The 13,034-nt window shown below is 45.0% G+C and carries 9 protein-coding genes and 1 pseudogene; 3 read left to right on the forward strand and 7 right to left on the reverse strand.

What is annotated here, in order from left to right; all coding sequences use genetic code 11:
• Positions 1-58: 58 nt before the first annotated feature.
• Positions 59-439, reverse strand: a complete 381-nt coding sequence (locus tag OCV20_RS20140; RefSeq protein WP_086775970.1) for a DoxX family protein — start codon at positions 437-439, stop codon at positions 59-61.
• A 117-nt stretch (positions 440-556) separates the two neighbouring features.
• On the opposite strand from OCV20_RS20140, the gene OCV20_RS20145 reads away from it, so the two are divergent.
• Positions 557-1,453: a LysR family transcriptional regulator gene (locus tag OCV20_RS20145; RefSeq protein WP_086775963.1), complete on the forward strand. Its 897-nt coding sequence runs from the start codon at positions 557-559 to the stop codon at positions 1,451-1,453.
• A 51-nt stretch (positions 1,454-1,504) separates the two neighbouring features.
• Here the strand turns inward: OCV20_RS20145 and OCV20_RS20150 are convergent, their stop codons facing one another.
• The 3 genes from OCV20_RS20150 to OCV20_RS20160 all read right to left on the reverse strand — a co-directional run bounded on the left by OCV20_RS20150 (position 1,505) and on the right by OCV20_RS20160 (position 3,924).
• The gene (locus OCV20_RS20150) at positions 1,505-1,798 is read right to left on the reverse strand and encodes a YkgJ family cysteine cluster protein (protein ID WP_081090056.1); all 294 of its coding nucleotides are present in this window, start codon (positions 1,796-1,798) and stop codon (positions 1,505-1,507) included.
• A 175-nt stretch (positions 1,799-1,973) separates the two neighbouring features.
• Positions 1,974-3,158 (reverse strand): D-alanyl-D-alanine carboxypeptidase family protein, encoded by a 1,185-nt coding sequence (locus tag OCV20_RS20155; RefSeq protein ID WP_048615359.1) that lies wholly within the window; start codon positions 3,156-3,158, stop codon positions 1,974-1,976.
• A 178-nt stretch (positions 3,159-3,336) separates the two neighbouring features.
• Entirely contained in the window at positions 3,337-3,924 is a 588-nt protein-coding gene (locus OCV20_RS20160; protein ID WP_086775962.1) for a DUF4136 domain-containing protein, read from the reverse strand.
• A gap of 268 nt (positions 3,925-4,192) precedes the next feature.
• Between OCV20_RS20160 and OCV20_RS20165 the strand changes: the two genes are divergently transcribed.
• Positions 4,193-4,447 carry a YgjV family protein gene (locus OCV20_RS20165; protein WP_017068159.1) on the forward strand — a complete coding sequence of 85 codons (255 nt, stop codon included), beginning with the start codon at positions 4,193-4,195 and terminating at the stop codon, positions 4,445-4,447.
• A gap of 135 nt (positions 4,448-4,582) precedes the next feature.
• On the opposite strand, the pseudogene OCV20_RS20170 reads toward OCV20_RS20165, so the two are convergent.
• The 3 genes and pseudogenes from OCV20_RS20170 to OCV20_RS20180 form a co-directional block, all read right to left on the reverse strand.
• A pseudogene (locus OCV20_RS20170) lies at positions 4,583-6,003 on the reverse strand (sensor domain-containing diguanylate cyclase).
• A gap of 169 nt (positions 6,004-6,172) precedes the next feature.
• Entirely contained in the window at positions 6,173-7,519 is a 1,347-nt protein-coding gene (locus tag OCV20_RS20175; RefSeq protein WP_108721727.1) for an ISNCY family transposase, read from the reverse strand.
• A gap of 286 nt (positions 7,520-7,805) precedes the next feature.
• Positions 7,806-10,973 (reverse strand): chitinase C-terminal domain-containing protein, encoded by a 3,168-nt coding sequence (locus OCV20_RS20180; protein WP_086775634.1) that lies wholly within the window; start codon positions 10,971-10,973, stop codon positions 7,806-7,808.
• A gap of 450 nt (positions 10,974-11,423) precedes the next feature.
• Here OCV20_RS20180 and OCV20_RS20185 point away from each other — a divergent pair, with 450 nt between their 5' ends.
• Positions 11,424-13,010 carry a BCCT family transporter gene (locus OCV20_RS20185; protein WP_048615363.1) on the forward strand — a complete coding sequence of 529 codons (1,587 nt, stop codon included), beginning with the start codon at positions 11,424-11,426 and terminating at the stop codon, positions 13,008-13,010.
• Positions 13,011-13,034 lie beyond the last annotated feature (24 nt).

Here is a 13,034-nt window from a genome sequence, read left to right on the forward strand (position 1 = left end):
TCGTGCCCTACTCTTATTTCCTTTGCCTCTCATAGCTATCACAACATGTCGAATAAACTTAGTACGAAGCAATAACCAAGAAACCAGAACCTAACAGAGTCACCATCGCGGGAATACCATCCTTCCACGTATCGAATCTCAAGTGAAAGTAAATCGCCCCTAGTGTAGTACTCGCTAATATCAAACCTCCCATCATTTGCGTATGTTCAGGTGCTAAACCAACCAAAGCACAGAGCAACAACACGGCTCCCGAAAACTCAACCATGCCAACTAGAAACATGATCACTCGGTTTAATCCATAGCTTTTAAAAAAACCAAGTTGGATTTCAAACACTTTACGCTGCCAAGCAAGTGTCTTGATTGAGCTTGCCAATAAAAAGAACACCACCAGTAATACACTCACCACTGAAATCATATTGCCACCTTTCTTAAGAATTATTAACGTCAATGGGATCATTTAACCATTCATAAATCGAACGATAAATGCTAATTTTACGATAGTTAAGATTCCATTTTGGAATGATTAAGTTTAGATAGCAGACATAAGGCAAGTAGAATGGATAAAATTGAGTGTATTCGTATCTTCGTGGAAACTGCGCAGCTAAATAGTTTTACTGCTACTGCCAATAAACTCGATATGACACAAAGTGCCGTCAGTAAAAAGATTGCGTGGTTAGAAAGTGATTTAGGAATGACACTGTTTCAGCGAAACAGTCGCAAAATATCCCTAACCCATGCAGGAAAAGACTACCTCACTTATTGTGTCCGCTTCCTAGAAGAAATGTCCGCAATAGAAAGTCAGCTCAAACGAGAAACCGAGTCTGTAGAAGGTGAATTAAAAATATCCGCTCCAAGTGCCTTTTCAACCATGTTACTCAGTGAATCGCTTCAAGCATTCATTGAACAACACCCGGGGATACGGGTTAATCTCAGCGTTGACGACCGCATCGTTAACCTCAATGATCACAATATCGATGTCGCCATCCGCGCATCACAGCTGAAAGACTCAGGGCTAAAAGCGCGCTTGCTGTTTAATAACAAAGTTCACTACTTCGCATCACCTGAATACCTAGAGAAACACGGAGCACCGCAACAGCCACAAGAACTGAGCAAACACCAGTGCTTGACCTATTCACTGATGACGCCTGCGAATGAGTGGCGTTTTACCGACAAGAGCCACAAGGCCAACAGTATCAGAGTAAATCAAATATTCACTTCAGACAGCCCAGAAATGCTGCTTAAGATGTCTCGTCAAGGTTTAGGTATTGTCGCTTTGCCGAATTGGATGGGTAAAGAGTTTGTAGAGAAAGGGGAATTAATACGATTATTAGCGGATTGGAGTAATGACCAGCTACCAATGTACGCGGTGTATCATGCGAGCGACTATTTGCCCCAAAGGATCCGAGTGTTTATCGATTTTCTTGCGGATTATTTGAGTTCAAGAAATAGTTAAAGCTCTAAGAACAGCTAGAGCTCAACTGAGATCGATAGCTAAGATAAAGTCTTAGCCCATTACATCCTTGCGCTGATCAACGCATTCATAAGAGCCCATTTCGAACTCACGACAGATCCATGGTCGGTTTTCGTAGATAGTACACATCAGTGTTTCTCTATCCACCGCAGAACACCAGCCGTCATCTAAGCGCTTCATGGTTTCACCGCCCCATTCATCGTAAGCGATGTGCTCTTCAGGTACGCCCGTATCTGTGATGATCATAACCTCTAAGCGACAACAGCATGCCTGACAATTGGCACAGGTTACTTCGGGTTCGGTTACGTTCTTTATCTCTATCGTCATAAGTGACTACACTGCTAAATTTTGCGTATAGTAATCGAAACCGCCCGCTACGGCTAATAAAGATAGTGCGGCGCGGGGTTTTCGTTGATGTAGAAATAACAATGGGCGCTGTGATTCACTCACAACACCCATAATATTTCGACTTTTCAGCGCGGCTTATCGCCACAAGCTCTATTTAGAATAGGCTCGCGAAGAACAGCTTAACGTAGTCCATTAAACGTTTGAACAAACCGCCCTGCTCAACCGCTTCCAGCGCGATCAAAGGCTGAGTTTGAACATCTTCACCATCAACGGTGTAATGAACCACACCTAGAGTTTGACCTTCTGCTATTGGCGCTTTCAGTTCAGAGTTAAGCTCGATAGATGCAGTCAGCTTTTTACTGTCCGACTTAGGCAACGTAATGAACGTGTCTTCTGCCACACCTAGTTTCAATGTGTCTTGCTCACCAAACCATACCTTCTCTTCAGCCACTTGATCGCCGCCTTTGTGCGGGTTTAGTGTATCGAAGAAACGGAAACCATAGCTCAACAGCTGTTTGCTGTCTGATTCACGGCTCTTAACGCTTGATGCGCCCATCACAACCGCGATAAGTCTCATCTCGCCTTGTGTCGCTGAACTCGCCAAACTGTAGCCAGCACCAGAAGTGTAGCCCGTTTTCATGCCATCAACGGTTAAGCTTCTATCACGCAACAAGCCATTACGGTTGTGTTGAGTGATGCCGTTGTAACTGAAAGAACGCTCGCTGTATAAGCCATACACATCCGGTAAATCACGAATAATGGCACGACCGAGTAACGCGATATCGTAAGGAGTCGAATAGAGATCGTCAGCGTCTAAACCATGTGCATTGGCAAAATGGGTGTTTTCTAGCTTCAGAGAGGTCGCCCAAGAGTTCATCAGGTCGACGAATGCATCTTGCGAGCCCGCAACGTGTTCCGCTATCGCAACACTTGCATCGTTACCTGATTGAATAATCAAGCCACGGTAAAGATCCATCATTGCTACATCGGTATTTACTTCGATGAACATTTTTGAAGAGTCTGGGAAGTTCTTCGCCCACGCATTTTCGCTGATTCGTACTTGATCGTCAGCAGAGATGTTGCCTCGCTTCATCTCTTGACCTGCCACATAGCTGGTCATCAGTTTGGTCAAGCTCGCTGGGTTTAACTTAGTGTGTGCGTTTTTTTCTACCAGCACATCACCAGAATTAAAATCAATTAACACATACCCTTTTGCGCCTAGGCTAGGTGGGCTTGGTACTATAGAAGGTGCTGCGATAGCTGTATTACTTACCATCGCGGCGTTACTTACAATGAATATACTTAATAGAGGGAGAGAGTATTTGGAAAACAGTTTCATTGAATCAAACCTAAGTTAACGTTTTGAGCAGTATAGACAAATGCTAGCAAAAGAAGCGCGAACTTTACGTTGCTTTACGTATTTGTACCATTCGTTACAAATAAAAAAGTATAATCTGCGATCTGACCATATTTTCAACAACTAATATTTACTCAACGAATGCATTCAACGCCCAATGCTATCGCTCAGGCATGCGTCTAAATAACATTTCAACAAAGCCAGTAACACGCTGTTTGCTCTCGCTTGGCTCTAAATCAGGTTGGATGCCAGATTGTGCTAATGCTTGCCATTGTACGACCTCTGAGTTAGGTACGAAAAACGCAATGTACAACGATCCTTTCTCCGCAACTTTACCTTCACCATCGTAAAATGGCACACCAGTAGATAGCTTAATCGCATCGAAGATAGACTCATCGTTCAGTTCCGATTCTTCCGCTAATCCAAAGCCTACAACAACATCGCCGACACCATCCTGCTTTAACTGATAACCTTTACTTGAGAGCTGTTCTTGAATCGAATCACGCACTAAATCGGTTACCACGGTTTCATCGTATTTTTGAGAAAGGTAAACCTTTTCAGATTCAGGGTGCCAGGAGTACGTCATCACGCCGTGTTTCATGAAATCAAAGTCACCGCTAGTGACCACACCATAATTGTGTGTGGGTGGTATTTCTTGCGAAGTGCATGCGGTCAGCCCAATAGCCATCAAAGCCAATAGTGCTGCTTTTTTTATGCTTTTTGTTGCACAAATGGATCGTTTTATCATTCGAGGCTTCCTTACCTATATAAGAATAACTATCAATTCAACCTCCAACATAAATAGTAATTATGTTAATAGAAAGGTCATTAAACGTTTGCGTAATCGCTAACCTTCACTTCTGTCTGTTTTGGGGGTTTAATCACAAAAACAGAGTTGGTATAGTTCTCCCCGTTAAACAAAACCAGACCATTCGAGGCACGGAGCTTCCTCAATCATCTCATGAAGAGAAGAATTGGTACCGACAAAGTATCGGCAAATTTAAGAGGGTCAAACAATGGAATTCAATATGGTTGAAATTTTAGGTTACGCTGCGTCTATTATGGTCGCAATTTCATTAACAATGAAAGATATCGTTCGTCTGCGTGTCCTTAACTTTATTGGCTGTGCACTCTTCACAGCATACGGCATCATGATTGACGCATGGCCAGTTGCAGCCACCAACGGCTTTATCGCTTGTGTAAACATCTACTTCCTTGCAAAAATGCAAAAGGAAAAAAAAACGGAAGCGATGAAAGCAGCGAAAGCTTAAATTAGCGATTAGCCTTTCAAATAATTCTGAAAAAGCCCAAATAGAGCGATCTATTTGGGCTTTTTTGTCTCTGTCGTTCTCAATAGCTCGATTTGTGTGAACAAAACTTTTCAATCCAACAAGTCTTTCAACCGATCACATGTAAGCAACGTGATATTCCTTCTCTCGATACGCTTGAGTGTTGTTACGTCCACTCTCTTTTGCTTGATAAAGCGCTTTGTCGGCTTTATCGATAGCGGTTTCAATATCAGTCAGTGCTTGGGTATGGCAACAACCAGCACTGATTGTTACTGGCGACACTAAGCCTTGAAGTTGCTCAACACATAGCCGTAACGCCTCTGATAACTCGAATAACTCATGTTCATCACAATCAAACGACGACGGTTAACAAATCTCTTAAGTGACTTTGCGACCGCACAGATAACTCGATCGCCTTGAGCGTGACCATATTGATCATTGACCCGTTTGAAATGGTCAATATCAAGCAAGATGACGCCGACATTCGTTATCGGATAAGGTGAATTCTGAGTAATTTTCAGTTTTAGCTGCTCGATAAAACTCCGTCGACTAGGAAGCCCAGTAAGGTAATCGAGGCTTGCTACATCCAGGATTTTAAGATGACGATGCCGCAGGTAAAGCACCAACACGACAATAATGCTCAACAAACTTACAACCAAAGCCGTCAAACTAATAAACAACAGGCTATGATTTCGATTAAGCTCTTGCTCTAAGATACCTGCAGAAATGACCCAATTAAGATAAGGGTAAAACTTATAGAAGATTTTTTTGTTGGTCGTGCCGCTATCACTGGAAATCGAGTAACTGAATTGACCTTCTGGTTTGGTGGCGATTCGATCAATTAGCAGTTCAGACGAGTAGCCTATTAAGGATTTCAATGATTTATGTTCATAATCCGGATGAAGCACTAAGTTACCTTGCAGATCGACAATGTACACATATCCGCTATCACCAAACGCGTACTTTCTAAGTTTGTCTTTTAAACCCTCAAGATCGACCAAATACATCAGTTCTTCTTTATAGGTCGTCGCAACCAAAGTATTACCACTTGGGAGCCTCATCGAATATGCGACTTTGGCTCTACGGCTTATTTCATGCGGATTAGCGTGAAAGTACTCGATCATGCCAGAGTCAATGGTGAGCTGTTTTTGGATATGAGTAAGATGCCCGCGCTTCTGACCTTGCAAGAATGGATGGTAGAGATGGACGCCTTGGGGTGACATCAAATAGATATAACCCGACTGTCCAATATGCAATTCACGGGCAATTTGGCTTACCTGTTCAACTTCTTGTTCTGGCGTGGTATGCCATACATGGGACGCAACGGTATCCGTAATTCCTTTAAGATATGTCTTTATCGCCTCATTAACTGTGGTGTCGACAATATCGTAACTCGCGTTCACAATCGTACGAAAAAACAATTGGTTAGATTCCAACAATGACCTTTCCGTTCGATTGAATTGAAAGGCCGAAAGAATCATCGACACGACGGCGAGCGCTATAGAAAAATTAAGAATGTATTTACGTCTGACTTTCAAGATTACCCCGTAGATTTATAATTTCAGGTAACGCTGTGACTTCTCTTATATACAGACTGTTTTATATCATGTTTTTATTTTTTACTGAACGAGTGTCGATATTTTCAAGGGTTTCTGTCAATCCCACTTTAAAATGTCCTCATTTGTCCCAAATAGAAATGTCCCCTTGTTAGGTCTTTCGACTGGAAGCTTTGAATGGTTCGGTGAGGACAGGGTTGATGGCTCGAGGCGCTGTTTGAAGGGCTCTTTGTTGTGCACGGCGCTTGGGGGCTTTCTTACTGCGGGTTCGTTGCTGTTGTTGTTCGAATTCTTCTTGTTGTTGCTGAGCAAATTTTAAAACTTGGCCGAGGCGTTTGTTGTCGACGATTTGGGTTTGTTGAACGTGCTCGAGTTTGTCGAAGGTTTTGAATTCGAGTTTTCGATGCCCGTATTGGATGGCGATTTCACCGTTTGGGTAGTCGAGTATCTTGACATGTTCGTGCGCTAGTCGGCTGTTTTCTTCAGTAGGTTCAATGAGATAAATCACTTTATCGTATTGAAATGTCAGCGACTTTGAGAGCTTGCGGGTTTCTTGCCAACTGAAAATATCGTCGAGTTCTTGCTTGGACTCTCGAACCGGGCGATGCATGTCTTTTGGGTATTGAGCGGGCTTAGCAAAGCGATGGTTAAAATCGGCGATGAAGTAGGGAAGCCAGGCGTTGGCTTGTTCGATGGTGTCGATACCTTGTAAGCGCATCTCTTTAACCAGTCGGTCTTGCAGCGTGAGGTTGGCTCGCTCAACGCGGCCTTTGGCTTGGGAGCTGTTGGCACAGATGAGTTCTATGGCCAGTTCTTTCAGCACGCGCCCGTATTGAGTTTGGCCAACTTGTTTGTGTTTCTCCTGATTCACTCGAAAAATTGAGTGCTTGTCACTGTAAAATGCGATGGGTTTACCGTGCTCATTGAGGTATTCACGCGTGGTCAACATGTAGTCAAATGCGGATTCTGTCTCGCTGAATCTTAGGTTCATCAAACGGCCAGTCGCATCATCAATGAACACCAATAGGCAGCATTTGTCGCTGCGGCCTTCAAACCAGTCATGATGGGAGCCGTCAATTTGGATAAGTTCACCCAAGCAATCACGACGGTAACGAGGCTGATAGACTCGAGGTTTGCGTTGTGAATGTGGAAGCCACAGTCCGTCGGCGATCATCCATTGACGGAGTGTTTCTTTAGAGACGGATAGATTGTGTCGTTCAGTCAGTTTTTCCAGAGCGAACGTTGGTGAGAAGTCAGAGTAATGCTCACGGATAAGTTTCAGTATTTCAATTCTGAAATGTTCTGAGTAGCGTCGATTACTTGGGCGTCCACGCGCTGCGTGTGTAAGACTTTGAGCACCAAGAGAGACCAGTTTGTTCACCAAACGTCGGATATGGCGCGCAGACAGATTCAAAATTATAGCGGCGTCAACTTGGCGTAGTCGTTTTTCACGTACGTCAGTAAGCACCTTGAATCGATGAATATCTTTTTCACTCATAGTAATAAGCATCCGGATAACTCCTAAGCAGACCAATATAGGTAAGCTTAGGAGGACATTTTAAAATGGCTCAAACCGGACATTACTAAATTGCTCTAACAGTTTCTATACGCAATCTGTGACTTATGACAAAAACGCCGAACTGGATTCAGTTCGGCGTTTTAATTTTACGTCTGAATTGATGACTTAATTTATACTAACATCCTGATAAATAGACTTAAAAGCATTCGCATTTATTACCTATTACTACGCTCTATTGTCTATAAAGAGATTACTTAGCATTAAATTAAGAACAAACTTGAGTCCAGCTACCGTCGCTACCCGGTTCAGAACTTGTCCACCAGTTTGCTTGATAAACACTACCGTTATGAACCACTTGGTCGCCTGTGTTTGCGTGGCTTGGGTTACCCGCCCAATCTTTCTGAGGTAAGTCTGGGTAAACCGCTAAACCCGCCGTATCACATGTACCTGGGTTGGTGCCGCCATCGCCAGGGTTACTGCCACCTGAACTGATATCACCTAATGGTAGATCTGGCTGCTCGAAGCTAAACGCGTAATCAACGCCACCGACATTCACCGCGTAGTTAGCAGGTCCAGAAATTGGCAAGTAATACACCATGTCTAACTCATACACACCACCAGCTGGAAGCTCTTCCCATGTAGGCAACGTAAACGCCACTCGGTGCATGGTTCCATCTAATCCACCGATGTTATCCGCACGAGTATGACCCGAAGCAATCACCGTCAAACCACCACCCGATTGATCTTTTGCATTGTCAGGCGCAGACACCGGAATATCGAATTGGAACTCGGTACCGCCCGGAAGTGCTTGGCCTGTGTTGTTTGTAAACGTGATCTTAGGGTTAATTGGGTAGTTTTGGTCACCGACTTTGAAGCCACCAACCGATACCGAAATATCTAATGCTTCTGTTGGAATAGCCCCCGTCGCTACTTTGTTTCCATATGGAGTCGCAGACTTAAACTTATCGTAGATAGCTTTCGTCATGGTGTTACCCATGTGGAACTCACCGTTACCACTATTACACGCTTGCTCAGTCGTATCGATAGACGTTCGGTTGCCATTCGCATCGAGTACATAACAGTTATAATCCCCTGCTAGTTCCCAGAACATGATGCCGCCGATCTCTTTGTCGATAACGTAGTCCGCTTTCACGTCGATAGACTGTTTATCTTCCGTTGAAAGGAATACGCCCTTCTCTGCGTTCCACAACCAAGGTGCAACTGCCACGCTGTCGTAGTTTCTCGTGTAAGTGCCCGTTAGAACATCTGAAGGATCATTCACAGGATCAAGCTTGTAAGCTTCAGCGTAAGAACCCCAAATACCTTTCTCTAGGTTCTTCGCATGCCACATAGGGTTAGAACCCGCGCCCATTTCGTTACCTTTTGGATCGGTATCGTGCCACATGTTATCGATACCAATTGCGCCATGGCCACAGTTGTTTTTCTCGCCTTCACCCGTACCCGCTGAACATTCAGATTGGTTTGGCAGTGCTGCTCGGCCCCAAAGACCATTCTCACCACCCGTTACGCCTTGCCAACCACGAGTGTAGTAAGGCACACCTATGTTAATACGGCCTGCTGGCATAGAACCACGGAAGTAATGGTAAGCCCAATCCGTGTTCAGATAACCAATACCACCGTAAGCCGCCGTGTCGTATACGTTCCACTGCGCTAGCTCTGAATCTTTACCTGTATCAAACAAGGCAGCGTTATGACCAACGTGATCGTTCCACGCACCGTGAAGGTCGTAAGACATGATGTTTACGTAATCGAGGTACTTGGTTACATCGAATGTTTCCATACCGCGTAACAGGTAACCAGAAGAAGGCGCCGCGATCGTTAACATGTAGTGATTGCCATCTTGCGCAGAGGCAGCGTCGAGCTTCTCACGTAGCACTTTCATCAACACTTGGTACGAAGCCCACAGGTATTGACGACGTGGTTCCATGAAGTCTTTATCGTATGGATTACCGGCACCCGCCATTGAGGTTGGGTATTCGTAATCGATATCCAGACCATCGAACTGATACTTACGCAGCATTTCAACAGCGGAAGTTGCGAATGTTTCGATACCTTGATGATTGATAGAGCCATCGGCGTTGGTTGTCATTGTGTAGAAACCACCATCAGCCACTCGGCTGCCGTCAGTGGCGAAGTGACCACCGGTTTCTGCCCAACCACCGATTGAGATTAGCGTTTTCACGCCGTGTTTTTTCTTCGCTGTCGCTAATGCACCAAAGTGACCTTTGAAGCCTAATGCAGGATCAACTTCCACACCCGGCCACTCTTTGCCAACCGCTGCGTTTTCAGGATCATTCACATCACCGACGTTTACTTTGCCATCTGAGCCGATGCTCACAAAAGCGTAGTTAATGTGTGTAAGTTGTTCCCAAGGGATGTCATTTACTAAGTAAGCAGCTTGTGGGTCATCCCCTGCACGCCAACTTGTGAAGTAACCAATGACACGACGTGGGTGATCTGCGCCCATTTTCTCACGGCCTTCATCATCGTAAATCGTACAGTAAGGAACATCGACACCTTGAGTTTGATACAAGCCATCAGGGCGACATGTGCTCACTGTTGGAGCGCCGTTCACAGTCAACGATACCAACGCAGAATCTGCAGTCGCACCTTGGTCGTCTGTTGCTTTCGCGTAAACCGCTAAAGAACCCGCTTGAGTCGTTGTGTAATCTAACGTGTAAGGGCTCGTTGCAGCAGTGCCAACAAGAGCACCAGCCACATAGAAATCAACCTTATCAACCGTGCCATCGCTATCTGCTGCCGTTGCTGTCAGTGTGACTACACCACCAACATCAACAGATGTCGCTGAAAGTGCAACTGAAACTGTCGGTGCTTCATTCCCTGGTTGTGCTGAATCAACAGAAACAGAAACCGCACTTGCAACACTTGCTGCGCCTTCATTATCCGTTGCAACAACAGAGACCTGATGATTACCCGACGTTGCAGCCCAAGTCGCTTCGAAAGGTGCCGCTGTGACTACCGCAACTGATGTGCCATCAACAAAGAACTCAACCGAAGCCACACTGCCATCAGAGTCTAGCGCTGTTGCACTCAACACAACATTGTCGCCTTCAGTAATCGCGTCAGAAGCAGAGGGAGCCGTTAGTGAAGCAGTTGGTACTTCATTCGGCGTACCGCCACCTCCGTCGCCGCTACACACATCCACTTTCTTCCATTGTGCGTAGTCGCCTTCAAATTGGCTTGGGTTGTTATTTTGATTCCAGTAATTTGCCGTATAAGCACTGCCGTCATGTGAAACCTGATCACCACCTGTGTATACAGTGGCAGAGTTCCACGTTTCTAGCGTTGAGCAATCCACAGCCGCATAGCTGTTGAACGCCATTAAGCATGACGCGGTGAGCGTACTGAGTGTAAAAACCTTCTTGGCCACTCTTCCTTGATTTAGGTGCATGTTAGCTATCCCTTAAGTTGTTGTTTCAAGATGTTTAATTTAAATGGGACTTTCCTCGCCACTTAAATCTCTTCGCAAAACAACTGTAGGTAACAGCGCCAATTTAACACCTAAAATATTCAGTATTTATAAAATGACTCGCATTAATTTGTTTATAGCATGCAATGAGTCGACACTTATTTTGCACCAACAACTAATATTAATTTATTTCGGAAAGCTAAAAAATAACGTCTCAAAAATCAGAAATGTGATTTGGATTCGAGAAAAAATTCGTATCAAAACTAGCCAAAAAGTAGTGATTTAAAGGCGATTTGGGATTCTTTTGGGAATTCGCCCACTTTTTGATAACAAATGTGTTAGTATCGGCGGCTTTTTTGACGAACCTCACATTTCTATGCAAGTGTGGGAGAAATACATAGGCTTGAAAGAGCCAAATATAGCGAAGAAATAATGTCCAACTTGACGCAAGTCGCCAACGAAAACATCAACGCAGAATCTACTTCTATCGATTTCAATAAAGCTCAATCTTTGGGTGAAAAACTGGAACTCGGAAACCCAGTCTTTTGGCTTAGTGGCAGTTTTTTAACCCTCTTTGTCATCCTAGCTTTCACCAACACCTCCGTGTTGTCCGAACTTGTAAACATCGGCTTTAGTTATTCAACTAAGTGGTTCGGTGCTTTTTGGCAAGTCCTGCTACTTCTCAACTTCATTATCGGTTTAGTGCTTGCACTAGGTCGCACCGGCCACGTTCGCTTAGGAACGCTTGCCCTACCTGAAATGACCACCTTTAAATGGATGTCTATCGTCCTATGTACGCTGCTAGCTGGCGGTGGTGTGTTCTGGGCAGCCGCAGAGCCTATTGCTCACTTTGTTTCAGCTCCGCCACTGTATGGCAACGCAGATCCTCAAGCCATGGCGTTCAATGCTCTATCACAATCTTTCATGCACTGGGGTTTCCTTGCATGGGCAATCTTAGGTGGTTTGTCTTCCATCGTGTTAATGCACTTGCATTACGACAAAGGCCTACCTCTTAAGCCTCGCACTCTGCTTTACCCAGTACTTGGCGACAAAGCGATTAACAGCTGGATTGGTAACGTAGTCGACGCATGCAGTATCGTGGCTGTAGCCGCAGGTACTATCGGCCCTATTGGCTTCCTTGGCCTACAAATCAGCTACGCGCTAAGCGAACTGTTTGGTATTTCCGACAGCTTTGCTACACAAAGTGTCGTTATTCTCTTTGCTATCGCAATGTACACGCTTTCTGCTTTGAGCGGCGTGAATAAAGGTATCCAACTGGTCAGCCGTTACAACATCATCTTGTCTGTGTGTCTAATCGGCTACATCCTTCTTGTTGGCCCAACGAGCTTCATCGTTGATGGCTACCTGCAAGGTATGGGCGAAATGGTTGATAACTTCATCCCAATGGCGCTATACCGCCAAGATACAGCATGGCTAGGTGGCTGGACTGTGTTCTTCTGGGGTTGGTTCTTAGGTTATGGTCCAATGATGGCTATCTTCATTGCTCGCATCTCTCGTGGCCGTACTATTCGCCAAATGATCGTTTCTATCAGCATCGTTGCACCTCTTGTAACGTGTTTCTGGTTCAGCATCGTTGGTGGTAGTGGTCTAGCGTTTGAATTAGAGAACCCAGGTGTGATTTCTAGTGCGTTCGAAGGCTTCAACCTTCCGGCGGTTCTTCTAGCAATTACCGCACAACTGCCGTTCCCAACTCTGATTGCAATTCTGTTCCTTATCCTGACGACCACGTTCATCGTGACAACAGGTGACTCAATGACTTACACCATCAGTGTAGTAATGACGGGCACGACAGAGCCGAACGCAGCGGTACGTACCTTCTGGGGTATCATCATGGGGGCGGTAGCGATCGCACTTATCTCAATGGGCTCTGGCGGCATCTCCGCTCTACAGTCGTTCATTGTGATCACAGCGGTTCCTGTATCGTTCATCTTGCTGCCGTGTCTATGGCACGCGCCGAAGATCGCGAAGCAGATGGCAAGAGATCAAGGTCTCGCTTAATACCTAATCCGATTTAGCTTCGGA

It is taken from the genome of Vibrio coralliirubri, assembly GCF_024347375.1.
Lineage (GTDB): Bacteria > Pseudomonadota > Gammaproteobacteria > Enterobacterales > Vibrionaceae > Vibrio > Vibrio coralliirubri.